26 protein-coding genes and 1 tRNA gene are annotated in these 24,356 nt (G+C 64.4%); 10 read left to right on the top strand and 17 right to left on the bottom strand.

Annotated elements, in window-relative coordinates; genetic code table 11:
- Positions 1 to 138 precede the first annotated feature (138 nt).
- The 3 genes from U1H99_RS03815 (at position 139) to U1H99_RS03805 (ending at position 3,085) form a co-directional block, all read left to right on the top strand.
- On the top strand, positions 139 to 1,035 hold the full coding sequence (locus U1H99_RS03815; protein ID WP_323140427.1) for a DMT family transporter: 897 nt from the start codon (positions 139 to 141) through the stop codon (positions 1,033 to 1,035).
- On the top strand, positions 1,035 to 1,919 hold the full coding sequence (locus U1H99_RS03810) for a DNA-3-methyladenine glycosylase family protein (protein ID WP_323140426.1): 885 nt from the start codon (positions 1,035 to 1,037) through the stop codon (positions 1,917 to 1,919). Before U1H99_RS03815 ends, U1H99_RS03810 begins: the two co-directional genes overlap by 1 nt.
- Before the next feature lie 119 nt (positions 1,920 to 2,038).
- Entirely contained in the window at positions 2,039 to 3,085 is a 1,047-nt protein-coding gene (locus tag U1H99_RS03805) for a hypothetical protein (RefSeq protein WP_323140425.1), read from the top strand.
- Positions 3,086 to 3,094: 9 nt separating this feature from the next.
- Here U1H99_RS03805 and U1H99_RS03800 read toward each other — a convergent pair whose 3' ends face one another.
- From U1H99_RS03800 to U1H99_RS03790, 3 genes are all read right to left on the bottom strand, one after another.
- The gene (locus U1H99_RS03800) at positions 3,095 to 3,508 is read right to left on the bottom strand and encodes a T6SS immunity protein Tdi1 domain-containing protein (RefSeq protein WP_323140424.1); all 414 of its coding nucleotides are present in this window, start codon (positions 3,506 to 3,508) and stop codon (positions 3,095 to 3,097) included.
- A gap of 108 nt (positions 3,509 to 3,616) precedes the next feature.
- A complete protein-coding gene (locus U1H99_RS03795) occupies positions 3,617 to 4,690 on the bottom strand; it encodes a glycosyltransferase family 2 protein (RefSeq protein WP_323140423.1) in 1,074 nt (357 codons plus the stop codon).
- 202 nt (positions 4,691 to 4,892) lie between these two features.
- Positions 4,893 to 4,969, bottom strand: a tRNA-Met gene (locus U1H99_RS03790).
- 128 nt (positions 4,970 to 5,097) lie between these two features.
- Here U1H99_RS03790 and U1H99_RS03785 point away from each other — a divergent pair.
- The 5 genes from U1H99_RS03785 (at position 5,098) to U1H99_RS03765 (ending at position 9,625) form a co-directional block, all read left to right on the top strand.
- On the top strand, positions 5,098 to 5,697 hold the full coding sequence (locus tag U1H99_RS03785; protein ID WP_323140422.1) for an NUDIX hydrolase: 600 nt from the start codon (positions 5,098 to 5,100) through the stop codon (positions 5,695 to 5,697).
- 21 nt (positions 5,698 to 5,718) lie between these two features.
- Positions 5,719 to 6,465 (top strand): leucyl/phenylalanyl-tRNA--protein transferase, encoded by a 747-nt coding sequence (aat, locus tag U1H99_RS03780; RefSeq protein WP_323140421.1) that lies wholly within the window; start codon positions 5,719 to 5,721, stop codon positions 6,463 to 6,465.
- A gap of 57 nt (positions 6,466 to 6,522) precedes the next feature.
- Positions 6,523 to 7,251 carry an arginyltransferase gene (locus U1H99_RS03775; RefSeq protein WP_141832407.1) on the top strand — a complete coding sequence of 243 codons (729 nt, stop codon included), beginning with the start codon at positions 6,523 to 6,525 and terminating at the stop codon, positions 7,249 to 7,251.
- 120 nt (positions 7,252 to 7,371) lie between these two features.
- Positions 7,372 to 8,412, top strand: coding sequence for a quinone-dependent dihydroorotate dehydrogenase (locus tag U1H99_RS03770; protein WP_323140420.1), 1,041 nt, complete (start codon positions 7,372 to 7,374; stop codon positions 8,410 to 8,412).
- A gap of 166 nt (positions 8,413 to 8,578) precedes the next feature.
- Positions 8,579 to 9,625: an aldo/keto reductase gene (locus U1H99_RS03765; RefSeq protein ID WP_323140419.1), complete on the top strand. Its 1,047-nt coding sequence runs from the start codon at positions 8,579 to 8,581 to the stop codon at positions 9,623 to 9,625.
- Between the two features lie 173 nt (positions 9,626 to 9,798).
- Here U1H99_RS03765 and U1H99_RS03760 read toward each other — a convergent pair whose 3' ends face one another.
- The 7 genes from U1H99_RS03760 to U1H99_RS03730 all read right to left on the bottom strand — a co-directional run bounded on the left by U1H99_RS03760 (position 9,799) and on the right by U1H99_RS03730 (position 15,767).
- Positions 9,799 to 10,731 carry a CysB family HTH-type transcriptional regulator gene (locus tag U1H99_RS03760; protein WP_323140418.1) on the bottom strand — a complete coding sequence of 311 codons (933 nt, stop codon included), beginning with the start codon at positions 10,729 to 10,731 and terminating at the stop codon, positions 9,799 to 9,801.
- The gene (locus tag U1H99_RS03755) at positions 10,728 to 11,810 is read right to left on the bottom strand and encodes a sulfate/molybdate ABC transporter ATP-binding protein (RefSeq protein ID WP_323140417.1); all 1,083 of its coding nucleotides are present in this window, start codon (positions 11,808 to 11,810) and stop codon (positions 10,728 to 10,730) included. Before U1H99_RS03755 ends, U1H99_RS03760 begins: the two co-directional genes overlap by 4 nt.
- 1 nt (position 11,811) lies before the next feature.
- Positions 11,812 to 12,720 carry a sulfate ABC transporter permease subunit CysW gene (gene cysW / locus U1H99_RS03750; RefSeq protein ID WP_323140416.1) on the bottom strand — a complete coding sequence of 303 codons (909 nt, stop codon included), beginning with the start codon at positions 12,718 to 12,720 and terminating at the stop codon, positions 11,812 to 11,814.
- Position 12,721: 1 nt separating this feature from the next.
- Positions 12,722 to 13,564 (bottom strand): sulfate ABC transporter permease subunit CysT, encoded by an 843-nt coding sequence (gene cysT / locus U1H99_RS03745; protein ID WP_323140415.1) that lies wholly within the window; start codon positions 13,562 to 13,564, stop codon positions 12,722 to 12,724.
- A 129-nt stretch (positions 13,565 to 13,693) separates the two neighbouring features.
- Positions 13,694 to 14,467, bottom strand: coding sequence for a sulfite exporter TauE/SafE family protein (locus tag U1H99_RS03740; RefSeq protein WP_323140414.1), 774 nt, complete (start codon positions 14,465 to 14,467; stop codon positions 13,694 to 13,696).
- Between the two features lie 250 nt (positions 14,468 to 14,717).
- The gene (locus U1H99_RS03735) at positions 14,718 to 15,356 is read right to left on the bottom strand and encodes a peroxiredoxin (RefSeq protein ID WP_323140413.1); all 639 of its coding nucleotides are present in this window, start codon (positions 15,354 to 15,356) and stop codon (positions 14,718 to 14,720) included.
- Positions 15,357 to 15,380: 24 nt separating this feature from the next.
- Positions 15,381 to 15,767 (bottom strand): diacylglycerol kinase, encoded by a 387-nt coding sequence (locus U1H99_RS03730; protein ID WP_323140412.1) that lies wholly within the window; start codon positions 15,765 to 15,767, stop codon positions 15,381 to 15,383.
- A gap of 139 nt (positions 15,768 to 15,906) precedes the next feature.
- Between U1H99_RS03730 and U1H99_RS03725 the strand changes: the two genes are divergently transcribed.
- Entirely contained in the window at positions 15,907 to 16,692 is a 786-nt protein-coding gene (locus U1H99_RS03725) for an IclR family transcriptional regulator (RefSeq protein ID WP_323140411.1), read from the top strand.
- A gap of 117 nt (positions 16,693 to 16,809) precedes the next feature.
- On the opposite strand, the gene pbpG is transcribed toward U1H99_RS03725, so the two are convergent.
- From pbpG to U1H99_RS03710, 3 genes are all read right to left on the bottom strand, one after another.
- Entirely contained in the window at positions 16,810 to 17,913 is a 1,104-nt protein-coding gene (gene pbpG / locus U1H99_RS03720) for a D-alanyl-D-alanine endopeptidase (RefSeq protein ID WP_323140410.1), read from the bottom strand.
- 176 nt (positions 17,914 to 18,089) lie between these two features.
- Entirely contained in the window at positions 18,090 to 18,785 is a 696-nt protein-coding gene (locus tag U1H99_RS03715) for a nitroreductase (RefSeq protein ID WP_323140409.1), read from the bottom strand.
- Positions 18,786 to 18,797: 12 nt separating this feature from the next.
- The gene (locus tag U1H99_RS03710; RefSeq protein WP_375341581.1) at positions 18,798 to 19,712 is read right to left on the bottom strand and encodes a DMT family transporter; all 915 of its coding nucleotides are present in this window, start codon (positions 19,710 to 19,712) and stop codon (positions 18,798 to 18,800) included.
- Between the two features lie 315 nt (positions 19,713 to 20,027).
- Between U1H99_RS03710 and phaP the strand changes: the two genes are divergently transcribed.
- Positions 20,028 to 20,582 carry a TIGR01841 family phasin gene (gene phaP / locus U1H99_RS03705; protein WP_323140408.1) on the top strand — a complete coding sequence of 185 codons (555 nt, stop codon included), beginning with the start codon at positions 20,028 to 20,030 and terminating at the stop codon, positions 20,580 to 20,582.
- Positions 20,583 to 20,678: 96 nt separating this feature from the next.
- Here the strand turns inward: phaP and U1H99_RS03700 are convergent, their stop codons facing one another.
- The 4 genes from U1H99_RS03700 to U1H99_RS03685 are packed head-to-tail and all read right to left on the bottom strand — an operon-like array spanning position 20,679 to position 24,334.
- Positions 20,679 to 21,401, bottom strand: coding sequence for an ABC transporter ATP-binding protein (locus U1H99_RS03700; protein ID WP_323140407.1), 723 nt, complete (start codon positions 21,399 to 21,401; stop codon positions 20,679 to 20,681).
- A 3-nt stretch (positions 21,402 to 21,404) separates the two neighbouring features.
- Complete coding sequence (locus U1H99_RS03695) at positions 21,405 to 22,172, bottom strand: ABC transporter ATP-binding protein (RefSeq protein ID WP_375341580.1); 768 nt, start codon at positions 22,170 to 22,172, stop codon at positions 21,405 to 21,407.
- A complete protein-coding gene (locus U1H99_RS03690) occupies positions 22,172 to 23,386 on the bottom strand; it encodes an ABC transporter permease subunit (RefSeq protein WP_323140405.1) in 1,215 nt (404 codons plus the stop codon). The genes U1H99_RS03695 and U1H99_RS03690 overlap by 1 nt, the downstream gene beginning before the upstream one ends.
- 18 nt (positions 23,387 to 23,404) lie before the next feature.
- Positions 23,405 to 24,334, bottom strand: a complete 930-nt coding sequence (locus tag U1H99_RS03685) for a branched-chain amino acid ABC transporter permease (RefSeq protein ID WP_323140404.1) — start codon at positions 24,332 to 24,334, stop codon at positions 23,405 to 23,407.
- Between the last annotated feature and the right edge of the window lie 22 nt (positions 24,335 to 24,356).

Here is a 24,356-nt window from a genome sequence, read left to right as displayed (position 1 = left end):
CCTCCTTGCAGCACCCCTCCTCCGTTTCTTGTACCATTGCCAATCCGCGCCCTTCCCCGAATTCAAAAGCAAGAACCGGGAAGCCCGGGCGTGCGCCGCCGTCGATAATCCTCTCCCTTCCCCAGGGATAGCACAACCATGAACACCGCAAACCTGCTGCGCCTCATCCTGCTCGCCGCCATCTGGGGCGGTTCCTTCCTGTTCATGCGCATCAGCGCGCCAGTGCTCGGGCCCGCCGTCCTGATCGGATTGCGGGTGCTGTTCGCCGCCCTGTTCCTGGCCGCCGTCGGCCTGGTGCTGAAGAAGCGCCTGCACCTGCGCGCGCACTGGAAGCATTACTTCATCCTCGGCTTCTTCAATTCGGCGCTGCCGTTCCTGCTGTTCGCCTTTGCCGCGCGCACGCTGTCGGCCTCGGTGCTGTCGGTGCTGAATGCGACCGCGCCGATGTGGGGCGCACTGCTCGGCGCCGTGTGGTCGAGGCAAAAGGTAGGACTGAAGAGCGGCATCGGCCTGGTGCTGGGGACGGTGGGCGTCGCGCTGCTGGTCGGCTTCGACCACGTGGCGGCCCGGCCCGGCGCCGGCATCGCGGTGGCGGCGGCCTTGCTGGCGGCCTTCAGCTACAGCGTGGCCAGCCTGTACGCGCGCTCGGCCAAGAGCGTGGAACCATTCGCCAACGCCCACGGCACCATGTGGACCTCGGCCCTGATGGTGCTGCCGGTGCTGCCGCTGTTCCCGGCCACGGGCAGCTTCACGCCCGGCATCGCCGCGGCGGTGCTGGCGCTGGGCGTGCTGTGCAGCGGCATCGCCTACATCCTGTACTTCAAGCTGATCGAGGAAGTCGGCACCACCTCGGCCCTCACGGTGACCTTCCTGAACCCGGTGTTCGGCATCCTGTGGGGCGCGCTGTTCCTGCACGAGACCATCGGCTGGTACACCATCGTGGGGTCGGCCATCGTGCTGGTCGGTACCGCGCTGGTGACCGGCTTCGTGCCCCGCTTCGGGCGCGCCGCGTCGCTGTCCGCACCCGCCAAGTGATGCGCCGCCGGCTCGACATCGCCCTGCCCGCCGGCTACCGCCGCGAAGATGCACTCGCCTTCCACGGGCGCGATGCCGAAGGCCTGGCCGAACGGATCGAGGGCGGCACGATCCGCAAGGGCGTGCTGCTGGACGGCGTGCCGGTACAGCTCCAGATCGTGCTCGACGGCGACCTGGCCCGCTGCACGGTCGATGCCGCCGCGGACAGCATCCCGCCGCTGGCCGAGGCCGCGCTGGTGAACATGCTCGGCCTGCGCATCGACCCGGCATCGTTCGAAGCAGCGGTGCGCGACGATCCGCTGTTCGGCCCGGTGGTGCGGCGCACGCCGGGCCTGCGCGTGATCCAGGCCGCCACCGTGTTCGAGGCGCTGACCTGGGCCATCATCGGCCAGCAGATCAACCTGCCGTTCGCGATCGCGCTGCGCCGCACTTTCATCGAGCAGGCCGGCCGCCCGCATGCGGACGGCTTGTGGTGCTATCCGGAAGCGCCGGACGTGGCTCGCCTCGACGTTGAACAACTGACCAGCCGCAAGTTCTCGCGTGCCAAGGCGGACACCCTGCTGCGCCTGGCAGAGCTGGTGGCGGATGGCGAATTGTCGCTCGATCCGGCGCCGGACGGCGGCCTGGCCGCGACCGCCGCGCGCCTGCTGGCGATCAAGGGCATCGGCCCCTGGACCGTGAACTACGCGATGCTGCGCGGCTATGGCGATCCCGACTGTTCCCTGCACGGCGACATCGCCGTGCGCAGCGCGATCGGGCGCCTGCTGGGTACGGACACCCGGCCGAACATCGCCGAAGCCGAAGCCTTCCTGCAAGCCTACCGTCCGCAGCGCACGATGGCGGCGGCCTACCTGTGGGCCAGCCTGAACCAGCTCAGTGGCTGAATGTATCGGATGACAGTGGTGCGCAACCGACAGCTTGCGCTAGACTGCACCCTTTCTGCGGTCAAGCCGCTAGACTGGCCTTACATCCCAACGGCATAGGCCGACTCCGCGAGGATCCCGTGATTCAGAAAACAGTCATCCTGGCACTGCTGCTGGGCAGCGCCGCTTGTCACCACGCCCGGGCGCAAACAGGGACCGTGCCCGCCACCGACAGCGGCGAACCCGGCGCCTACCTGTCCCTGGAGTTCGGCAACGGCCGCATCTACGGCAGCAACCCCGACGACGCTCCCGGTGGCTCGCGCTCGATGGGCCGCCGCGCCTTCGAGGCGCGCGCCGGACGTGAAGAGCCCTCCCCGCTGGGCCCGGGACGCATCGACTTCGTCCACTACAACGAGGGCCATCCCGACAACAACCACCGCGACGGCTTCGCCTTGCAATGGGTGGGCGTGCGTCCGCTCGGCAGCACCCTCACCGGCGAACTGGGCATCGGCCCCTACCTCAGCATGAACACGACCACCATCGACGGCCGCGAGGTCGACGATTCGCACTGGGGCCTGCTGCTGGGGGGCGCCTTGCGTCTGCCGCTGCGCTCGCTGCCGCCCGGCACCCACCTGCGCCTGGGTGTGAATTACGCATGGATGCCCGGCGCGCACCGTTCGGCCGCCGTGCTGCTCGGCCTCGGGCGCCAGTTCGGACCGGCGCAGCCCGAACCCGATACCGAACCGAAGACCGGCCCATGGTGGTTCGGCGGCTCGATCGGCAGGTCGATCACCAATATGTCGGATACCGATGGCGCGAATGCCGGCGTGCTGGAAGCCCGCAAATACCTCGATGAGCGCTTCGCGCACTGGGCCTTGTCTGGCAAGCTGATCTGGGAAGGCGATGATGGCCGGCGGGTCGACCGCGACGGCGTCGCCGCCCAGCTCTCCTACGTGCAGCAGGTGACGCCGCGCTTTGCGATGAGTGCGGGCGTCGGCCCCTACGTCGCCCGCAACGACCGCGACGAAGACGACAAGACGCGCGCCAACCTGTTGATCAGTTTCCAGGCCGAGCGCGCGCTGTCGAGCGAAACCCGCGCCTTCGTCAATTTCAACCGCGTCAAGACCTTCCGCCGGACCAATGACCGCGATCTGCTGCAGATAGGCATCCTAAGGCGTTTCCGGTAAGCGCGGCCCTCAGTTCAGGCGCGGCAAGCCTTCGAACTGCTGCGCGCCCTCGCCGGCAAACCGGATCAGTTCGGACAGCGGCACGGTGGCCAGGTTGTCGCTGCCGTAATGGCCGCCGAGCGCGCTCGGGATCTTGAGGCAATACTTGCGCCCGGCCGCCAGCGGTCCGAGCGTGGATTCGGCCAGTTGCACGGCCTCGGGCATGTACCAGTCGCGCAGGAAATCCTGGTTATAGGAGAGCGCATCGAGGGCGGCGCGGTCTTCGGCCACCGGTTCGCAGCGCAGGTCCTGGGGCGACAGGCGCCAGTACATGCCGTCCGCATCGCGGATGATGAGGTTGCCGAAGGCGTTTTCACCAAGCACCTCGGCCGCATCCAGGCCGACCCAGCCCCAGGCTTCGTTTATCTCGTCAACGGTAATCATGAACGCATGCTCCATTGGTCAATGTCAGGCAACGCTGATTTGACCGGCGCACGCCGACACTGTTGCGTCAGCTTGAACGGGATTTGCGCTGTGTCGAGCCGCCTCGGCTCAGGTCGACTGGTGCTGTTCGGGCGCAAGCCCTCGTCTGGACACCTTGCGCGCATTCGCGTTCTTGATCGCGTACACGCGCTGCGCGAGCATGCAGGCCGTGCGCAGGAACAGGGGCACCTTGCGCTGATGCGCGGGCGGACCAAAGCGGCCGCGCAGGTAGTCCCACATGCCGAGCAGGGCCGCGTCGCTGTAGGTGTAGCGACCATATTCGCGATAGCGGACGGCGTCGTACATGGCCTTGTCCACCAGCTTCAGGCGCAACAGGCGACGGTAGGCCGGCGGCGTATGCGTATCCAGGAACAGCATCTCGTTACGCTGCAGCAGATAGACCAGGTACAGCGGGAACTCTTCGAGTTCCTTGCGGTTTTCGTGGAACACCGTCGCATTCAGGGCACAGCGGACCATCCAGCCGTGTTTGACCAGGCGCATGCTGATATCGTCGTCGTCGTAGTAGGCAAACAGGCGGTCGTCCAGCGGCCCGGTATCCTTCAGCGCCTGCACCCGGTACAGCACCGCGGTGCCGTCGACCCAGACTTCTTCAGGATGTGCGTCCTGGAAACGGCGCGCCTCCTCGATGTCGAGGATGAGCCGGGTCTTGCGCTTATCCCAGTCATGGTAGTTGACGCAGCGTGCGATGTGGCCGTCATGGATGTCGCGCAGAACCGGCGACACCGCCCCGCAACGGGCATGGGCCTGTAGTTCCGCAACCAGCTCACGCAGGGTGCCAAGCTCGACCGTGGAATCGTTGTTCAGCAGCCAGATGTAATCGTAGCCTTCGCGGATCGCCAGTTCGATGGCGACATTATGGCCGCCAGTAAAGCCCAGGTTCTGCGGCAGGCATTTGAGCACCACGTCGCGCGCCACCAAGGCCGCGGACAGCGCCGCCGCCTCCTCATCACGCGACCCGTTGTCGATGACCAGCGTCGTCACGTCGGCAGGGGCAACCGCCACTTCGTTTTTCACCGAATCCAGGCAAGCCAGGGTTTTGGCGGTCCCGTTCCAGTTGAGAATACTGACCAGCACCCTCGGCAGACGGGCGGGTTGCATAACGTTCAATGTCGCGTCGCTCATAGTGGGATGAAAATCGCTGAACTTCAATCGGCAGGCAAAAAATCTTTCCTAATCGACATTTAATATAGCAGATTTTATTAGAGCAAAGGCAATCGTGCACTTAAAACTGCCTGGGAACGACGCAAGAAACGAAAAAAGCCCGATCGACGCTGCGTCGATCGAGCTTCAGTAGGCAATGTCACACTCGACATCGGCCTGAATTTGGTTGCGGGGACAGGATTTGAACCTGTGACCTTCGGGTTATGAGCCCGACGAGCTGCCAGACTGCTCCACCCCGCGTCTGATGGTTCGTATTATACGGGGCCTGGCGGATTTAGGCAATGGCGATCCCATCGCGCCTGCCCGGGGGCGGCACAGCCGCCGCATTACGGTGTAAAGTAAGGGCAAGCCCATAACCTTTGTTTTCTATGAAATTCTGCTCCGAGTGCGCCCATCCGCTGACGGTGGCCATCCCCGAAGGCGACAACCGTCCACGCTACGTGTGCACCCATTGCGGCACCATTCATTACCAGAACCCGAAGCTGGTGATCGGCTCGATTCCAGTGTGGCAGCGCGAAGGCGAATTCAAGATCCTGCTGTGCAAGCGCGCGATCGAGCCGCGCTACGGCTACTGGACCCTGCCGGCCGGCTTCATGGAAAACGAAGAAACCACCGAGCAGGCCGCGGTGCGCGAGACCGAGGAAGAAGCCGGCGCCAACGTCAGGCTCGGCAAGCTGTTCACGCTGCTGAACGTGGCCCACGTGCACCAGGTCCACCTGTTCTACCTGGCCGAGCTGCTCGACCTCGATTTCGCGGCCGGCATCGAAAGCCTGGACGTGCGCCTGTTCGCCGAAGACGAGATCCCGTGGGACGACCTGGCCTTCCCAACCATCCGCACCACGCTGGAGCTGTTCTTCGCCGACCGCGCCCGCATCCGCGAAGGGGGCGGCGACTACGGTTTCCACGGCGGCGACGTCACGCGCCCCATGCGCAGCGCCGACGGGCCGGCTCCGGAACAACCCGACTGAGCGGCCCGAGCGAGCACCGTCATGATTCCCTGGCTCGAGGCGAACACGCCCTTCCCCGACGTTTCCGAAGCGCTGACGACCGATGCGCCCGGGCTGCTCGCGGCCGGCGCCGACCTGTCGCCGCGGCGCCTGCTGCAGGCGTACCGCAACGGCATCTTCCCGTGGTTCTCGGAAGGCCAGCCGATCCTGTGGTGGAGCACCGACCCGCGCATGGTGCTGCATACGGACGCCTTCAAGATCAGCGACAGCCTGAAGAAAACCCTGCGCAAGGTCGAACGCGCGCGCACGGCAAAAACGACGGGTGCCGAGCCTGCCGACAGCGGCTGGGACGTGCGCTTCGACAGCGCCTTCGAGCAGGTGATGCGCGCCTGTGCCGCCCCGCGCAAGGATGGCCCCGGCACCTGGATATCGGAAGACATCATCGCCGGCTACGGCGGCCTGCACCGGATGGGCTATGCGCATTCGTCCGAAGTATGGCTGGACGGCGAACTGGTCGGCGGCGCCTACGGCGTCTGCATCGGCCGCATGTTCTATGGCGAATCGATGTTCGCGCGCGTGTCGGACGCGTCCAAGGTGGCGCTGGCCTACCTGGTCGCCTTCCTGCGCAGCCACGGCGTGCGCATGCTCGATTGTCAGCAGGAAACCGGGCACCTGGCCTCGCTGGGTGCGAAGCCGATCCCGCGCAGTCAATTCCTTGAGCATTTGCGCCACGCGATCACCGAAGCGCCAATCGAACACTGGGAAGTCGCGCCACCGTTGACGACTTAACGTTGCGGTGCGCTGTCTTTGGCTACAATGGGCCTACATGTCGTCCCGAGAGCATTCATGACGCACCTAAACGATCTGCCCTTTTCCACGCTGCAGTTCTACACCACGGCGCCCTACCCGTGCAGCTATCTCGATGCGCGCCAGGCGCGCTCGCAGGTGGCCACGCCGTCGCACCTGATCAACGCGGACGTCTACTCCGAACTGGTGCGCAACGGTTTCCGGCGCAGCGGCATCTTTACCTATCGCCCATATTGCGACGGCTGCCGCGCCTGCATCCCGGTGCGCGTGGCAGTGAACGATTTCGTGCCCAACCGCAGCCAGCGGCGCGCCTGGAAGCACCACGGCGACCTGACGGCGATGGTCGCCAACCTGTCGTTCTCCGACGAGCATTACGCACTCTACCTACGCTACCAGACCACGCGCCACGTCGGCGGCGGCATGGACCAGGACAGCCGCGACCAGTACGCCCAGTTCCTGCTGCAAAGCCGGGTGAATACGCGGCTGGTCGAATTCCGCGAGCCGGACGGCACCTTGCGCATGGTCTCGATCATCGACGTGCTGTCGGACGGCCTGTCTTCTGTCTACACCTTCTTCGATCCGGACGTGGTGGGGGCCTCCTTCGGCACCTACAACGTGCTGTGGCAGATCGAGCAGGCGCGCGAACTGGGCCTGCCCTACGTCTATCTCGGCTACTGGATCGAACAGAGCCCCAAGATGGCCTACAAGATCAATTTCCGGCCGTTGGAAGCACGCATCGACGGCGCGTGGGGCGTGCTGGAGCGTTGAAGCCGGCATGAGATGCGGGGTGCGAGGCATTTCTGCCGGGTCTTGTCTTATCAGCACGTAAGAGCCGCCTACCCTCCGGCGTACAGGTTAAAATGTCGTGAATTCACGATCGACCGACACATGTCCGACAAATTCCTGTACGCGCTTGCCCGTCCCCTGCTGTTTTCGCTCGATGCCGAAACGGCCCACAACCTGACCCTGCCGGCCCTGCGCCGCGCGGCCGCGCTGGGCCTGACCGGCGTCGTGCGCAAACCCGCGCCGGACCCGCGCACGGTGATGGGCATTACCTTCCCCAATCCGGTCGGCCTGGCGGCCGGCCTCGACAAGGACGGCGCCTACATCGACGGCTTGGCCGCGCTCGGCTTCGGCTCGATCGAAATCGGCACCGTCACGCCGCGCGCCCAGCCCGGCAATCCGCGTCCGCGCATGTTCCGCCTGCCGGCCGCACAAGGCATCATCAACCGCATGGGCTTCAATAACGGCGGCGTCGACGCCTTTGTCGCCAACGTGCGCGCTTCGCGCTTCTATCAGGAACAGAAAGGCGTACTCGGCCTGAACATCGGCAAGAACGCCGACACCCCGATCGAACGCGCCGCCGACGACTACCTGGAATGCCTGCGCAAGGTGTATCCATATGCCAGCTACGTCACGGTCAACATTTCCTCGCCCAACACCAAGAACCTGCGACAGCTGCAGGGCGCGTCCGAACTGGATGCCCTGCTGGCCGAACTCAAGGGCGAGCAGTCGCGCCTGGCCGACAAGCACGGCCACTACGTGCCGCTGGCGCTGAAGATCGCGCCCGACGTCGATGCCGACCAGATCCGCAACATCGGCGCCGCCCTGCTCCGTCACGGCATCGACGGCGTGATCGCCACCAACACCACCCTCAACCGGCGCGACGTCGAAGGCATGAAGCACGCCGGCCAGCAGGGCGGCCTCTCCGGGGCGCCGGTATTCGACCTGTCGAACATCGTGATCCGCGCGCTGAAGAAGGAAGTCGGCGATACCATCCCGATCATCGGCGTCGGCGGCATCCTGCGCGGCCAGGATGCCAAGGCCAAGATCGCGGCCGGGGCGCAGCTGGTGCAGCTGTACAGTGGCCTGATCTATCGCGGGCCGGCGCTGGTGCGCGAGTGTGCGGATGCGCTGCGCGGCAAATAATATCCTTCGGGGTCAGAGCCCGGTTCATCCGGGTGGGCTCTGACCCCGACTGACTAGAGAGTCAGAGCCCGGTTCATCCGGGTGGGCTCCGACCCCGACTGACTAGAGAGTCAGAGCCCGGTTCATCCGGGTGGGCTCCGACCCCGACTGACTAGAAAGATTTTTCATGAAGCTGCAAAAACTCGGCCGCACCGACCTCACCGTCTCCCGCGTCTGCCTCGGCACCATGACCTTCGGCGAACAGAACACCGAAGCCGACGCCCACAGCCAGCTCGATTACGCGATGGAGCGCGGCATCAACTTCATCGATACCGCGGAAATGTACCCGGTGCCGCCCAGCGCCGCCACCCAGGGATCCACCGAGCGCTTCATCGGCAGCTGGCTGAAAAAGAGCGGCAAGCGCGCCGACGTCGTGCTGGCCACCAAGGCCGCCGGCCCGAACGCCAGCCAGACCTGGATCCGCGGCGGCCGCCACAACCTCGATGCTGCGAACATCCGCGCTGCCCTCGATGCCAGTCTGCAGCGCCTGCAGACCGATTACGTCGACCTCTACCAGCTGCACTGGCCGAGCCGCAACGTGCCGATCTTCGGCGCCAACCAGTTCGACCCGCGGAAGGAACGCGCCAGCGTGCCGGTCGAGGAGACGCTGGCCGTGCTGGGCGAGCTGGTCAAGGAAGGCAAGATCCGCCACATCGGCGTCTCCAACGAGAGCCCGTGGGGCGTGAGCGAATACATCAAGCAGGCCGAGATGAAGGGCCTGCCGCGCATCGCCACCATCCAGAACCTGTACAACCTGACCGCGCGCGCTTTTGAAACCACGCTGCTGGACGAAGTCTGCTACCGCGAAGAGGTCAGCCTGCTGGCCTACAGCCCGCTCGCCTTCGGCCAGCTCAGCGCCAAGTACGTCGACAACCCGCAGGCGCGCGGCCGCCTGACGATCTACCCACCGACCTGGAGTCCGCGCTACCTGCGCCCGGCGGTGTTCGCGGCGGTCAAGGAATATGCGGCGCTGGCGCGCGAGAACGGCATGTCGCCCGCACAGATGGCGCTGGCCTGGTGCTATTCGCGCTGGTTCACGGGGTCGACCATCATCGGGGCGACCACGCTGGCGCAGCTGAAGGAGAATATCGATGCGGAGCAGATCACGCTGCCGGATGAGGCGGTGGCCGCGATCGATGCGATCCATGCGCGGTACACCAACCCGGGGCAGTAAGACAAATTCAGTCCGAGCGTTATCCTTGAAACCGTCGTCCCCGCGCAGGCGGGGATCCAAGTTGCGTGCATTTCGTCAGCGCTTACAGAACTTGGGTCCCCGCCTCCGCGGGGACGACGGTGTTTTATGGCGCGGCTTTCCGCCAGATGCGCTTTAGCGCACGTCCGCCAGTCCTATTCCACCACCACCGGATGCAAGGCCTTCTCGATGTCCGCCCGGGTAAACCCCTGCGCAAAGCGTTCGATGAAGTCGTACGCGTACGCCCGCAGGTAAGCCCCGCGGCGCACCGCCAGGCGCGTCACGTTGGGCGCGAACAGGTGCGACGATTCGATCGCGCGCAGGCCGCGGTCGCGCCCGTGGTCGAAGGCCATCGAGGCGACGATGCCGACGCCCATGCCGAGCGATACGTACTGCTTGATCACGTCCGAATCCATCGCCGTCAGCACGATGTCCGGGCTGACGCCGGCGCTGGCAAAGGCGGCGTCGATGTGGCTGCGGCCGGTAAAGCCGACGTCGTAGGTAATCAAGGGATACTCGGCCAGGTCGGCCAGCTTGATCGGGCTCTGGCCCAGCAGCGGGTGCCCGTCCGGCACCACCACCAGGTGGCTCCAGCGGTAGCACGGGAAGGACACCAGGTCGGGGAAGGCGCTCAAGCCCTCGGTCGCGATGCCGATGTCGGCGCGGCCGGACAGTACCCATTCGGCGATGTGCTCCGGGGCGCTCTGCTGCAGCGAGATGCGCACGCCCGGGAACGAGTTGCGGAAGGCCTGCACCACCTGTGGCAGCGCATAACGCGCCTGGGTGTGGGTGACGGCGACCGTGAGCGTGCCGCTGTCCTGGGCCGCGTATTCGCTGCTGGCCTGCTGCAGGTTCTCGGCCTCGACCAGCAGGCGTTCGACGATCTTCAGGATGCCCTTGCCGGGATCGGTCAGGCCGGTCAGGCGCTTGCCGTTGCGCTCGAAGATGACCACGCCCAGCTCGTCCTCGAGCTCGCGGATCTGGCGCGACACGCCCGGCTGCGACGTGAACAGCGCATTCGCCACGTCGGTGAGGTTGAAGTTGCGGCGCGCGGCTTCGCGCACCGAACGCAGCTGCTGGAAATTCATATGCCTTCTCCTTGATCGACGAATACGTGCATCCGCTTCGGCTTGACCAGCAGGGTCTCGCCATCCTTTAGTCCGAGCTCGCGGAAGCGCTCATTCGGGATCACCGCTTCGATCAGTTGCGCATTGTCGGCGCGCTCCAGGTCGAGCTGGGCCAGCGGGCCGATCGCGTGGGCGCGGCGCAGTTTCACGGCCACGCCCTCATTGTGCGGACTGCCCGCCACGTAGCGCTCGACGTCGAGGTCGTGCGGCCGTACGTAGCCGATCGCTTCGCCGTTGCGCACGCCGGTGTGCTGCGGGGTCGCCAGGCGCGCATCGCCGCTGGCCAGCACGCCTTCGTCGACGCGGCCGTGGAACAGGTTGACGTTGCCGAGGAAGCCGTAGACGAAGGGCGAAGCCGGCTGGTTGTACACCTGGGCCGGGGTACCGGTCTGCTCGACGCGGCCCTTGTTCATCAGGACCACGCGGTCGGCCACTTCGAGCGCCTCTTCCTGGTCGTGGGTCACGAAGATCGAGGTCACGTGCAGCTCGTCGTGCAGCTGGCGCAGCCAGCGCCGGAGTTCCTTGCGCACCTTGGCGTCGAGCGCGCCGAAAGGTTCGTCCAGCAGCAGCACGCGCGGCTCCACCGCCAGCGCGCGCGCCAGGGCGATGCGCTGGCGCTGGCCACCCGACAGCTGCGGCGGATAGCGGTCGGCGATCCAGTCCAGCTGCACCAGCTCGAGCAGCTTTTTGACTTTCTCGCGGATCTGCTGCTCGGACGGGCGCTCCTTGCGCGGTTTCACACGCAGGCCGAACGCCACGTTCTCGAACACGGTCATGTGCTTGAACAGCGCGTAATGCTGGAACACGAAGCCGACCTGGCGCTCGCGCACATGGCGCGCCGAGGCGTCGTCGCTGTCGAGCAGCACGCGGCCCGAATCCGGGAATTCCAGGCCGGCGATGATGCGCAGCAGCGTGGTCTTGCCGCAGCCGGATGGGCCCAGCAGCGCGGTCAGCTCGCCGTCGTCGAACTGCAGCGACACGTCGTCCAGGGCCGTGAACTGGCCGAACTGCTTGCGGATGTGTTGGACTTCGATCGTCATGTCAGTGCTCCGTGGTTTGCATCTGCAAATTTACCTTGCGGGCGGCGTGCAGGCGCCATTCGATGAGGGATTTCACCGCCAGCGTGACCAGCGCCAGCAGGGCCAGCAGCGACGCGATCGCGAACGCGGCGGTGAAGTTGTATTCGTTGTAGAGGATCTCGACCTGCAGCGGCATGGTGTTGGTCTCGCCGCGGATGTGGCCGGACACCACCGAGACGGCGCCGAACTCGCCCATCGCGCGGGCATTGCACAGGATCACGCCGTACAGCAGGCCCCACTTGATGTTGGGGAGGGTCACGCGGAAGAAGGTGGCCCAGCCGGACGCGCCCAGCACCAGCGCCGCCTCCTCTTCCTCGCTGCCCTGCGCCTGCATCAGCGGAATCAGTTCGCGCGCCACGAAGGGGAAGGTGATGAAGATGGTGGCCAGCACGATGCCCGGCACCGCGAACAGGATCTTGATGTCGTGGTCCATCAGCCACGGGCCGAACCAGCCCTGGGCGCCGAACAGCAGCACGTAGATCAGGCCGGCGATGACCGGGGACACCGAAAACGGCAGGTCGATCAGGGTCAGCAGCACGCTTTTGCCGCGGAAATCGAATTTGGCGATGGCCCAGCTGGCCGCCACGCCGAACACCAGGTTCAGCGGCACCGAGATGCCGGCCGCGATGAAGGTCAGCTTGATCGCCGCCAGCGCATCGGCATCGACGACGGCTTCCTGGTAGGTGGCCCAGCCGCGCTTGAGCGCTTCGTAGAAGACGGCGACCAGCGGCACGAACAGGAACAGGGTCAGGAACAGCAGCGCGACCGTGATCAGCGCGTAGCGGACCCAGTTCGGTTCCAGCGTGTTGGTGGCCTTGCGCGGCGCGGGAGTGGCCGTGTCTTTGACGGCGCTATCGAGGACTGCGCTCATATTATTTCCCTGCCCGCTTGCGGGTCCACGCCTGCAGCAGGTTGATGGCCAGCAGCAGGATGAAGGAGACGATCAGCATTACCACGGCAATCGCGGTGGCGCCGGTGTAGTCATACTGTTCCAGCTTGGTGATGATGAACAGCGGCGTGATCTCGGACACCATCGGCATGTTGCCGGCGATAAAGACCACCGAGCCGTATTCGCCGGTGGCGCGCGCAAAAGCCAGCGCGAAGCCGGTCAGGAGTGCCGGCACGATACCGGGCAGGATCACGCGAATGAAGGTTTGCCACGGGCTCGCGCCGAGGCTGGCCGCGGCTTCTTCCAGTTCGCGCTCGGCGTCTTCCAGCACCGGTTGCACCGTGCGGACCACGAAGGGCAAACCGATAAAAGTGAGTGCCAGCATCACGCCGAGCGGCGTGAAGGCGACCTTGATGCCGAACTTTTCCAGGTATTGGCCGATCCAGCCGTTGGCCGAATACAGCGAGGTCAGCGTGATGCCGGCCACCGCGGTCGGCAGCGCGAACGGCAGGTCGACCAGCGCATCGATGAAGCGCTTGCCCGGGAATTTATAGCGGACCAGCACCCAGGCGACGATGCCGCCGAAGATGACGTTGATGAAGGCGCCGACCAGGGAGGCGCCGAAGCTCAGCCGGTAGGACGCCATCACGCGCGGCGAGGTAACGGCGGTCCAGAACGCGTCCCAAGTCATGGTGAACGTCTTCAGGAACAGCGCCGACAGCGGCACCAGGACGATCAGTCCCAGGTAAAAAATCGTGAACCCGAGCGAAAGCCTGAAACCGGGGATCACCCGGTTCGCGCTGCTGCGGGAAGCCAATGGATTCATGCAATCGCCTTATTACTAAATCTTCTAATAAGGTCAGATAATCGCACTCATCACTCATATTGCAAACGAAGCATTCGTTATTTGCATAGATGATTCGGCTAATAAGATATTTACTAACTAAGTTACGAACTAAGCCAAGAGCTTGATCGCGACCGTGGCCAGGGTCAGCGCCAGCAGGCCACGCAGCAGGCGTTCGGGCACAATGCGCGCCGCCCACGCGCCCAGGGTGATGCCGGGCACCGAACCGATGAGCAGGGTCAGCAGCAGCATCCAGTTGATCGAGCCCAGCCACCAGTGGCCGACCGCGGCGATGGCCGTCAGCGGCACCGCGTAGGCGATGTCGGTGCCGGCCACTTCGGCCGGGGTCAGCTTCGGATACAGCATCACCAGCAGCGTCGCGCCGATGGCGCCGGCGCCGATCGAGGAAATCGTGACCAGAGTACCGAGCACGGCGCCCGACGCGATGGTGGCCGCGGCCAGGCTGCGGCCGTGCAGCTGGCGGCCCGGCTTGGCGTTCACCCAGGCCATCATCTGGCCACGGAACAGGATGGCGACCACGGTCAGCAGGACCGAGACGGCAATCGAATAACGGATCAGCTGGCCGATTTCGGCACCGAGCGGACCGAAGTACTGGAGCGCCAGCGTCGCCAGCAGCGCAGCCGGCAGCGCGCCGATGCACAGGCGGCGCACGATATCCCATTGCACGGTGCCGCGCGAACGGTGGGTGACGGTGCCTGCGCTCTTGGTGATGGACGCGAATGCGAGGTCGGTGCCGACGGCAACCGACGGGTTAACGCCGAACAGCAAGGTCAGCAGCGGGGTCATCAGCGAGCCGCCACCGACACCGGTCATGCCAACCAACAAGCCTACTGCAAAACCCGAAACAATATAAGTGATGGACATTCATTACCCTCAGACTAGTGCCAAGGGTAAGGTGCCTCAACCGTAAACCAAACAACAGCTTCCTTATTTGCTTATGCAGGAAGCGTTTTTGGATGCGTTACGGGTAAGGTGGACGGCTCGATCGTTGCATACCGATTCGCCGCGGAGGAGGCGCCGTCCACGCGGCGATAGGTAGCGGCAGCCAGATCGTATTCGGCATCGGCACCGTTAACAATCGCCGCGTGGACGGCACAGCCGTCCACCCTACGTATCACTTATTAGGCTGCGGCGTCAGGCGCAGATACGGCTTAGGCGCCTTGAAACCCTTAGGATATTTCTGCTGCAACTGCTCAGGATCCTGCACGGTCAGCGGGATGATGACGTCGTCGCCATCCTTCCAGTTACCCGGCGTGGCCACGGTGTAGCCGTCGGTCAATTGCAGCGCATCGATCACGCGCAGCACTTCGTCGAAGTTGCGGCCGGTGCTCATCGGGTAGGTAATGATCAGGCGCACTTTCTTGGCCGGATCGATCACGAACAGCGAGCGCACGGTGGCGGTGGCCGACTGGTTCGGGTGGATCATGTCGTACAGGGCCGAGACGGACTTGTCGGCGTCGGCGATGATCGGGAAGCCGACCACGGTCTGCTGGGTTTCCTCGATGTCCTTGATCCAGGCAGCGTGCTGCTCGGCCGGGTCGACCGACAGCGCGATCGCCTTGACGTTGCGCTTGTCGAACTCCGGCTTCAGCTTGGCGGTCAGGCCCAGTTCGGTCGTGCACACCGGCGTGAAGTCGGCCGGGTGCGAGAACAGCACCACCCAGGAATCGCCTGCCCAATCGTGGAAACGGATACGGCCGATGGTGGAATCCTGCTCGAAATCGGGGGCGATGTCGCCCAGACGCAAGGTCATAATCTTCTCCTTAGATGTGGTTCTTCAAAAGAACCGGTTGTACAGCACCACGGCCCAGGTCGCGCCGGCCATCGTGATCGCCAGCGCCACCGCTGCGCTGCCGAGGTCCTTGGCGGCCTTGGACAGCGGATGGCGCTCGAGCGACACGCGGTCGACCACGGCCTCGATCGACGCGTTGATCAATTCCACCAGTAACACCAGACCCAGCACGGCGATCAGGGCCAGTTTCTGGAAGGCCGAGATCGGCAGCACCAGGGCAATCATGGTGGCCGGGACCGCCACCATCAGTTCCTGGCGAAACGCATGTTCATGCCGCCACGCATGCCCGAAACCGTCGATCGAATACCGGAACGCGGACACGATCCGCTTCAGGCCGCCTTTACTCTTGAACTCGCTGCTGGATTGATCCATCGATATCGTTGTGCTGTGTGAGATCTGCATTATGCCCACACAGCTTGCCGATCACGCAACACCAATCTAAAGGCTTTACCAATTTTTTTCACATTATGGTATAAACTAGAGCAATATACCGCACTGCACCAACCACATCATGAAAATGGAAACCCCTGAACCGGCGAAGACTTCCATCCAAGTGATCGAGCGCATGGTCGCCCTGCTCGATGCGCTGGCAAGTTATCCCGACCCTGTCAGCCTCAAGGAATTGTCGCGGGTTTCGGGTCTGCACCCATCGACGGCACACCGTATCCTTAACGACATGGTCGTGACGCGCTTCGTGGACCGGGTCGAACCCGGCACCTACCGCCTCGGCATGCGCCTGCTGGAACTGGGCAACGTGGTCAAGAGCCGCCTGTCGGTGCGCGAAGCCGCTGTCGAGCTCATGCGTGCACTGCACAACAAGACGCGCCAGACCGTCAACCTGTCGGTGCGCCAGGGCGACGAGATCGTCTACATCGACCGTGCTTTCTCCGAACGCTCGGGCATGCAGGTGGTGCGCGCCATCGGCGGCCGCGGTCCGCTCCATCTCACCTCGACCGGCAAGCTGTTCCTGTCGGTGGACGAACCGAAAGCCACGCGCGCCTATGCCACCCGCACCGGCCTGGCCGGCCACACCAAGAACTCGATTACCGATTTGGCGCGCCTGGAGCGCGAACTGTCGCTGGTGCGCGCCCGCGGCTATGCGCGCGACAACGAGGAACTGGAAGTGGGCGTGCGCTGCATGGCGGCCGGCATCCATGATGACAGCGGCAAGCTGGTGGCGGGATTGTCGATCTCGGCGCCGGCGGACCGGCTGCAGGAAGAGTGGCTGGAAGACCTGGTGAATACGGCGTCGCAGATTTCGACGACGCTGGGGCATCGGGTGGTGCCGGCGGTGTGAAAGAACACGTGGCCTGAAAAAGTACCCGCAACCCGAGACCGTCATTCCCGCGAAGGCGGGAATGACGTTTTAAAGATAACGACGCAATAAAGCAGGCTGAACGCTACTACCGGAGACTCACTGCACCACCGGCGCCGCGGCCGCCGACACCGTCACGCCCCCCGCCGGCACGCCGGCCGCCGCCGCCGGCATCGTGGTCGGCTTCAAGGCCTCCAGCCAGCGCCGCATGCGCCCGGCATCGGCCGTGCGCGACTGCTTGCCCTTCGAATCCAGGAACACCATCACCACGTTGCGGCCCTGGATCATGGCCTGCATCACCAGGCAGCGCCCTGCTTCGTTGATGAAGCCGGTCTTCTGCAAGCCGATGTTCCAGTCCGGCAGCGCCACCAGGTAATTGGTATTCGAATATTGCAGCGAGCGGTTGCCGGCCTGCACCACGTAGTTGGGATCGGTCGTGTACTGGCGCAGCAGCGGTTCCTGGTGGGCGGTCACGACCAGCCGCGCCAGGTCGCGCGCGCTCGACACGTTCTGGCTCGACAGGCCGCTCGAATCCACATAATGCGTATCGTTCATGCCGAGTTCGCGCGCCTTGGCGTTCATCGCCGCGACAAAGGCCTCGATACCGCCCGGGTAATTGCGGCCCAGTGCCGCAGCCGCGCGGTTTTCCGAACTCATCAGGGCAATATGCAGCAGGTTGCCGCGCGTCATGCGGGTGCCGACGGCGAGGCGCGAACTGGTGTACTTGTGACGGTCGACGTCGGCGTCGGTGACGGTCAGTACTTCGTCGAGGTCCTGGCGCGCCTGCACCACCAGCAGGCCGGTCATCAGCTTGGTGATCGAGGCGATCGGCAGCGCCACAGTGGAATTCTTTTCGAACAGGACTTCCGAACTGGTCTGGTCGAGCACATAGGCGACGCTGGAACGCAGCTCGAGCGGATCCGCAGTCCGGTTCAGGCCGGCGATGTCGCCGGCGCTGAGGATGGCCAGGGCCGGCGCGGCGCGGCGCACGTTCTGGTACACGACCTTGCGCTTGCCATGCACCATGGCGACCCGGCGCACCATGTGACCGCGGTTCGCGATCAGCCTGGCGGGTTCGGCACGCTTGGCCTTGACGCGCTTGACCGCGGTCGCGCGGCTCTTCGATTTCGATTTCGCCTCGGCCACGGCCGGTTCGAACATCAGCATCATGGAAATGGCGGCAGCCAGCGCGAACTTGAACATCGGATTCCTCGGGCGCGAAGGGATGAGTCGGAAACGTCGTACGAAAGACGGGTGCGGTGCAACAGACTTTATCACCCGCGCCAAATTTTTACTACAGCGCAAGACCACCTGCGTTGCAGAAATCTCTTGATTTTTCAACAGCTTATTGCGACACCTCTGCCGCCGAGTATAGCGCGCTAGCCGAGAAAACAGGCGAACGCCGACACCGGTTCCCGCGCCGTGATCAAGGTATTTTCGATCTTTTCCGGATCGGCAAATCCGAGCGCCATGCCGCACACGACCATCTCGTTCGGCGGCAACTGCAACTGTTCCGCGATGATCCGGTGGAACTGGGTAAAGGCTGCCTGCGGACAGGTGTCGAGACCGCGTCCGCGCGCCGCCACCATGATGTTCTGCAGGAACATGCCATAGTCGAGCCAGGAGCCCTGCTCCATCACCCGGTCGATGGTGAACACCAGCCCGACCGGCGCATCGAAGAAGGCGTAGTTGCGGCCGTGCTGGGCGGCCATGCCGGCCTTGTTGTCGCGCGTCAGGCCCAGCAGCGCATACAGATCCCAGCCAACCTTGCGCCGGCGGTCGAGGAAGGGGGACTTCCATTCACGCGGATAGTAATGGTATTCCTCGGTGTGGCGGGCGGCTTCCTGCGGATCCATGTAGGCAGCCAGGACCGCGTCGCTCAGCTGCGTCTTGCGCTCGCCGGTGAGCACATACACGCGCCAGGGCTGGGTATTGGTGCCGGACGGCGCCCGCGCCGCCACGTCGAGGATCGCTTCGATGTCCTCGCGCGCCACCGGCGTCGGCAAGAAGGCGCGGATCGAGCGGCGCGAGGTGATGGCCGCGTCGACGGCTTGTTGCTGGGGTGTATCGATCATGGTGTCTCCTGGTTATTTCTTGACGACGAATGCGACGCCGGCCACGGCCACCGCCATGCCGGCCAGCCCGGCGCTGCCCAGGGTTTCGCCGAACATCAGCCAGGCCATGACGGCCGTGGTCGGCGGTGTCAGGTACAGCAGGCTCGTGACCCGGGTCGCGTCGTTGCGGCTGATCAGGCGGAACAGCAGGAAGATGGCGCCGATCGACAGCGCCAGGATCGACCACAGCAGCGCACCGGCGAAGTGGATGTTCCAGTGGATATTGGCCAGGGCCGGCGTGAAATCTTCAAAGACGATCGCAAGGGGCAGCAGCAACAGCGCGCTCGCGCTGAACTGGATCACGGTGCCGGTGCGCAGGTCGAATTGGGAGCAGTAGCGCTTTTGATACAGCGTGCCGGCCGTGATCGACAGCAGCGCCAGCACGCACAGGCCGACCGCGGCCGGCGCCAGCCCATCCAGGTTGAGCTTGCTGTAGACGACCAGCCCCACGCCGGACAGCCCCAACAGCAGGCCCAGCCACTGGCGCGGCGTCACCCGCTCGCCGACCAGGGGCGCGGCAAAGGCGGTCAGGATCGGCTGCATGCCGACGATCAGCGCCGACAGCCCGGCCGGCATTCCGATCTTGATGGCGCTCCAGACGCCGCCCAGGTAACCCGCCTGCAGCAGCAGGCCGGCCAGTGCCACGTGCAGGATGCGGCCGCGCGGCCATGGCGCGCGCGTGAAGACCACCACGGGCAGCAGGATCAGCACCGCGCCGAGGCAACGCAGGATCAGGAAGGACAAGGGCGGCGCATACGGCAGCCCATAGCGGGCCGCGATGAAGCCGGTACTCCACAGCAGCACGAAGAACAGCGGGACCGGGGAAAGCCAGCTGGCCTGGTGGGCGGTGGATGGGGCAGGCGGGGTAGCGGGACTGTCGGGCATCATCTGGCCAGAAGATCAACACGGCAAGTCTAGCATGGGCTTGCATGGCCTGTGGACAAGCACCATAGCCTCGAACTGTTGTTGTGGCGGCACACAAAAAATGCACGCAAACGATTGTATATATTGATATAAATCAAAGTATCATTTTCTTATTGTGCGCCGCATCAAAAGTGCTTGACGCATAATCGGAAACGAGTAAAACTTGCTCATGTTGCGGCGCACAAGCCGCCTCGTTTTCAAGAATACCCCCGCATCACTGGTCCAAAGCAACACGTCCGACGCAACACGTCCAATAAACGTTCCACACTGGAGAACTACATGTTTGCATTCCCTGAGCAGTTTTCGAACGCGACCAAAGCCAACCTCGAATCCCAGTTTGCCCTGATTTCCGCCCTGACCTCGAAGACCTTCGAAGGCGTGGAAAAGCTGGTCGAGCTGAACATCAACACCGCCAAGGCCGCCCTCGAAAACTCGTCGGCAACCGCACGCCAGCTGCTGGCGGCCAAGGATGCCCAGGAATTCTTCTCGGTGTCGGCTTCGCAAGCCCAGCCGAACGCAGAAAAAGCCCTGACGTATGGCCGCCAGGTCGCGTCGATCGCCGCCGACACCGGCGCCGAGTTCTCGAAAGTTGCCGAAGGCCAGTTTGCTGAAGTCAACCGCAAGGTGATCTCGCTGGTCGACGAAGTGACCAAGAACGCCCCGGCCGGTTCGGAAGCCTATGTGTCGGCCCTGAAGACCGCCATCAGCAACGCCAACGCCGGCTACGAGCAGTTCAGCAAGACCACCAAGCAGGCACGCGAAGCCATGGAAACCAACGTGACCGCAGCCGTGTCGCAGTTCACCCAGGCTGCCAACAAGGTTGCCGCTGCCTGAGCGTAACGCTAGGCATCGACGGTAAAACAGCAAACGGCCCGGATCGCGCAAGCGGTCCGGGCCGTTTGTTTTAGTTCCCCGGCTTATTTACCCAGCTCATTCACCCAAATACGCCGCCTGCACCCGCGGATCGTGCAGCAAGTCCGCCGCATTCCCGCTCATCGTCAGCGCGCCGGATTCCATCACATAGGCGCGGTCGGCCGCCTGCAGCGCCAGTTTCGCATTCTGCTCCACCAGCAGGATGGTGATGCCCTGCTTCGATACGTCGCGGATCACCTCGAAGATCTTTTCCACCATGATCGGCGCCAGGCCCATCGACGGCTCGTCCAGCAGCAGCAGGGTCGGGTGGCACATCAGCGCGCGCGCCATCGCCAGCATCTGCTGCTCGCCGCCGGACAAGGTGCCGGCCAGCTGGGCCGAGCGCTCCTTCAGGCGCGGGAAGACGGCGTACCACTTCTCGATGTCGGCTTCGATCCCGGCCTTGTCGCTGCGCGTATAAGCGCCCATCAACAGGTTTTCGTGGATGCTCATGCGGGTGAACACGCCCCGCCCTTCCGGCACCATCGCCAGTTTTTGCTGCACCAGCTTGAAGGATTTCGCGCTCGCCAGCGGCTGGCCCAGGTAGCTGATCGTGCCTTCCACCTTGCACTGCGGCAGGGTACCGGTGATCGCCTTCAGGGTCGTGGTCTTGCCGGCGCCGTTGGCGCCGATCAGGGTCACCAGTTCGCCGCGGTCGACCCGCAGGTCGATGCCCTTGACCGCCTTGATGCCGCCGTAGGCGACCTTCAGGCCGGCGATGTTCAGGATATTTTCATGCATCGTTCAATGTGCTCCACCCAGGTAGGCCTCGATCACCGCCTGGTTCTTCTGGATCTCGGCCGGCAAGCCTTCCGCGATCAATTTACCGTACTCGAGCACCGAAATGCGGTCGCACAGGCCCATCATGAGTTTCACGTCGTGCTCGATCAGCAGGATCGTGATGCCGGCGTCCTTGATCTTGACCAGCAGTTCGCGCAGCGCCAGCTTTTCGGTGGCGTTCATGCCCGCCGCCGGCTCGTCCAGCGCCAGCAGGCGCGGTTCGGTCGCCAGCGCGCGCGCGATTTCCAGGCGGCGCTGGTCGCCGTAGGACAGGTAGCGCGCGGTGCGGTTGCCGAACTGCCCGATACCGACGAAGTCCAGCAATTCCTGGGCGCGGGCGCGGATCGCCGCTTCTTCGCGGCGCGCCGCCCCATGGCGGAAGATGGCGCCGAACACGCCCTGGCGGGTGCGCACGTGGCGCCCGACCATCACGTTTTCCAGCGCCGTCATCTCGCCGAACAGGCGGATGTTCTGGAAGGTGCGGGCGATGCCGGCTTGCGCCACCTTGTGCGGCGCCGACGGCGAATACGGCTTGCCGTCCAGCTCGAAGGTGCCGGTGTCCGGCTGGTACAGGCCGGTGATCACGTTGAAGAAGGTCGTCTTACCCGCGCCATTCGGGCCGATCAAGCCAACAATCTGGCCCTTGGCAATCTGGATGCGCACATCGGTCAGCGCCTGCAGGCCGCCGAAGCGTTTATTCACGCCGGCAATATTCAGGATCAGTTCATTCATCAAGCCACCGCCTCTTCTTCCTTTTCATCCTTGTCAGTCGCGGCGACCGGGCGGTCTTCCTTGATCGGCGACGGCCACAGGCCGGCCGGGCGGTTCAGCATGATCAGGACCATGGCCAGGCCATACAGCAGCTGGCGCAGCACTTCCGCTTCGATGAGGACCTTGCCGAACAGCGCCTGCTGGGCTGGCTCAACCACGTGGCGCAGCACTTCCGGCAGCGCGGCCAGCAAGACGCCGCCCATCACCACGCCCGGGATGTGGCCGATGCCGCCCAGCACCACCATCGCCAGCACCGCGATCGACTCGGTCAGCGAGAACGATTCCGGCGAAACGAAGCCCTGGAAGGCGGCGAACATCGCGCCGGCCACGCCGCCAAAGGACGCGCCCATCGAAAACGCCAGCAGTTTGACGTTACGGGTGTTGATGCCCATCGCCTTGGCCGCGATCTCGTCTTCGCGGATCGCTACCCAGGCCCGGCCCAGGCGCGAATGCTGCAGGCGGCTGGTCATGAAGATGGTCACGATGCACAGCAGCAGGAGCAGGAAATAATAGGCGTTCACCGACGGGATCCCGATGCCGCCGATGAAGACCGTGGCTTTCGAACCCGCCTCGCCGGCCAGCGATACGCCGAAGATGCGGATCGGGTCGATCAGGTTGATGCCCTGGGGGCCGTTGGTGAAATTGATCGGATCGTTCAGGTTGTTCATGAAGATGCGGATGATCTCGCCGAAGCCGAGCGTCACAATGGCCAGGTAGTCGCCGCGCAGCTTCAGCGTCGGCGCCCCCAGCAGCGCGCCGAACAGGGCCGCCACCAGCGCCGCCAGCGGCACGATCGCCCATACCGACAGGTGGATGCCCTCGGTGCGGATCGATTCCCCGAACAGGGCCACCAGGGCGTCGCCCATGGCCGGCGAATAATTCACGACCGATTCCAGCAGCGCCGCGAATTGCGGCGAGGCCAGCAGGCCGGTGAGATACGCCCCGACCGCGAAGAAGGCGATGTAGCCGAGATCCAGCAGGCCGGCAAAGCCGACCACGATGTTCAGGCCGAGCGCCAGCATGATGTACAGCAGGGCCATGTCGATGATGCGCACCCACGAGTTGCCGAACTGCGAGGCGACGAAGGGGAAGACCAGCATTACCGCCAGCAGCAGCGCCATGCTGGCGTACGACTGGCGTGGTTTGTGGGCGGTGTCGAAAGTGAGGAGAGCCATGTTGTTAATCTCCCAAACTCAGGCGCGGTCGGCCACGCGTTCGCCCATGATGCCGGACGGGCGCACGGTCAGCACCAGGATCAGCACCACGAAGGCGAAGATGTCCTGGTACTGGCTGCCGAGGAAGCCGCCGGTGAGTTCGCCGATATAGCCGGCACCCAGGCTTTCGATGATGCCGAGCACGATACCGCCGATCATGGCGCCATAAATATTGCCGATACCGCCCAGCACCGCGGCGCAGAAGGCTTTCATGCCCGGCAGGGTGCCGGTCTCGAACTGGATCGAGGCGTAATTCGCGCCCCACATCACGCCGGCCACGGCCGCCAGCGCGGCACCCAGGGCGAAGGTGGTCACGATCACGCGGTTCGAATCGACGCCCATCAGGCCGGCCACGCGCGGGTTTTCCGCCACCGCGCGCATGGCACGGCCGATGCGGGTTTTTTCGACCAGCATCGCCAGCGCGAACATGCACACCACCGCCAGCACGATCAGCAGCACTTGGGTCTGGGAAATGACGGCGCCGCCGATCATGATCGGATCGGACGACAGCAATTGCGGGAATGGCAGCGGGCTGCGGCCCCAGATCATCATGGCAAAGGTCTTGAGCAGGATCGACACGCCGATCGCGGTGATCAGCGGCGCCAGGCGCGGCGCATTGCGCAGGCGGCGGTAGGCGACGCGCTCGATCAGGATATTGACCAGCATGGTGACGGGAATCGCGCCGACGATGGCGACCGCCAGTTGCACGCCGCCCGGCAGGCCGGGAAAAGCGCTTTCCAGCATGTGCAGGATCGACAGGCCGACCATGGCGCCGATCATCAGCACGTCGCCGTGGGCGAAGTTGATCAGGTTCAGGACCCCGTACACCATCGTATAGCCGAGTGCGATCAGCGCATACATGCTGCCCATCACCAGTCCATTCAGGACCTGTTGGATGAAAGTTTCCATTCTGTTGTCTCTATCTAGGCAA

Origin of the sequence: Massilia phyllosphaerae, assembly GCF_034659755.1 — a bacterium.
In the GTDB taxonomy this organism is placed as follows: Bacteria; Pseudomonadota; Gammaproteobacteria; order Burkholderiales; family Burkholderiaceae_D; genus Telluria; species Telluria phyllosphaerae.
This window is presented reverse-complemented; position numbering and strand designations above follow the sequence as displayed.

Bases quoted from the DNA above. Each gene is read 5' to 3' on its own strand.
- U1H99_RS03710 (WP_375341581.1), bottom strand. From the start codon at position 19,712: ATGATGCCCGACAGTCCCGCTACCCCGCCTGCCCCATCCACCGCCCAC.
- U1H99_RS03690 (WP_323140405.1), bottom strand. From the start codon at position 23,386: ATGGCTCTCCTCACTTTCGACACCGCCCACAAACCACGCCAGTCGTAC.
- U1H99_RS03810 (WP_323140426.1), top strand. From the start codon at position 1,035: ATGCGCCGCCGGCTCGACATCGCCCTGCCCGCCGGCTACCGCCGCGAA.
- U1H99_RS03755 (WP_323140417.1), bottom strand. From the start codon at position 11,810: ATGACGATCGAAGTCCAACACATCCGCAAGCAGTTCGGCCAGTTCACG.
- U1H99_RS03785 (WP_323140422.1), top strand. From the start codon at position 5,098: ATGAAATTCTGCTCCGAGTGCGCCCATCCGCTGACGGTGGCCATCCCC.
- U1H99_RS03715 (WP_323140409.1), bottom strand. From the start codon at position 18,785: ATGATCGATACACCCCAGCAACAAGCCGTCGACGCGGCCATCACCTCG.
- phaP (WP_323140408.1), top strand. From the start codon at position 20,028: ATGTTTGCATTCCCTGAGCAGTTTTCGAACGCGACCAAAGCCAACCTC.
- U1H99_RS03725 (WP_323140411.1), top strand. From the start codon at position 15,907: ATGAAAATGGAAACCCCTGAACCGGCGAAGACTTCCATCCAAGTGATC.
- cysT (WP_323140415.1), bottom strand. From the start codon at position 13,564: ATGAATCCATTGGCTTCCCGCAGCAGCGCGAACCGGGTGATCCCCGGT.
- cysW (WP_323140416.1), bottom strand. From the start codon at position 12,720: ATGAGCGCAGTCCTCGATAGCGCCGTCAAAGACACGGCCACTCCCGCG.
- U1H99_RS03695 (WP_375341580.1), bottom strand. From the start codon at position 22,172: ATGAATGAACTGATCCTGAATATTGCCGGCGTGAATAAACGCTTCGGC.
- U1H99_RS03700 (WP_323140407.1), bottom strand. From the start codon at position 21,401: ATGCATGAAAATATCCTGAACATCGCCGGCCTGAAGGTCGCCTACGGC.
- U1H99_RS03795 (WP_323140423.1), bottom strand. From the start codon at position 4,690: ATGAGCGACGCGACATTGAACGTTATGCAACCCGCCCGTCTGCCGAGG.
- U1H99_RS03760 (WP_323140418.1), bottom strand. From the start codon at position 10,731: ATGAATTTCCAGCAGCTGCGTTCGGTGCGCGAAGCCGCGCGCCGCAAC.
- U1H99_RS03815 (WP_323140427.1), top strand. From the start codon at position 139: ATGAACACCGCAAACCTGCTGCGCCTCATCCTGCTCGCCGCCATCTGG.
- U1H99_RS03770 (WP_323140420.1), top strand. From the start codon at position 7,372: ATGTCCGACAAATTCCTGTACGCGCTTGCCCGTCCCCTGCTGTTTTCG.
- U1H99_RS03775 (WP_141832407.1), top strand. From the start codon at position 6,523: ATGACGCACCTAAACGATCTGCCCTTTTCCACGCTGCAGTTCTACACC.
- U1H99_RS03685 (WP_323140404.1), bottom strand. From the start codon at position 24,334: ATGGAAACTTTCATCCAACAGGTCCTGAATGGACTGGTGATGGGCAGC.
- pbpG (WP_323140410.1), bottom strand. From the start codon at position 17,913: ATGTTCAAGTTCGCGCTGGCTGCCGCCATTTCCATGATGCTGATGTTC.
- aat (WP_323140421.1), top strand. From the start codon at position 5,719: ATGATTCCCTGGCTCGAGGCGAACACGCCCTTCCCCGACGTTTCCGAA.
- U1H99_RS03740 (WP_323140414.1), bottom strand. From the start codon at position 14,467: ATGTCCATCACTTATATTGTTTCGGGTTTTGCAGTAGGCTTGTTGGTT.
- U1H99_RS03735 (WP_323140413.1), bottom strand. From the start codon at position 15,356: ATGACCTTGCGTCTGGGCGACATCGCCCCCGATTTCGAGCAGGATTCC.
- U1H99_RS03730 (WP_323140412.1), bottom strand. From the start codon at position 15,767: ATGGATCAATCCAGCAGCGAGTTCAAGAGTAAAGGCGGCCTGAAGCGG.
- U1H99_RS03800 (WP_323140424.1), bottom strand. From the start codon at position 3,508: ATGATTACCGTTGACGAGATAAACGAAGCCTGGGGCTGGGTCGGCCTG.
- U1H99_RS03765 (WP_323140419.1), top strand. From the start codon at position 8,579: ATGAAGCTGCAAAAACTCGGCCGCACCGACCTCACCGTCTCCCGCGTC.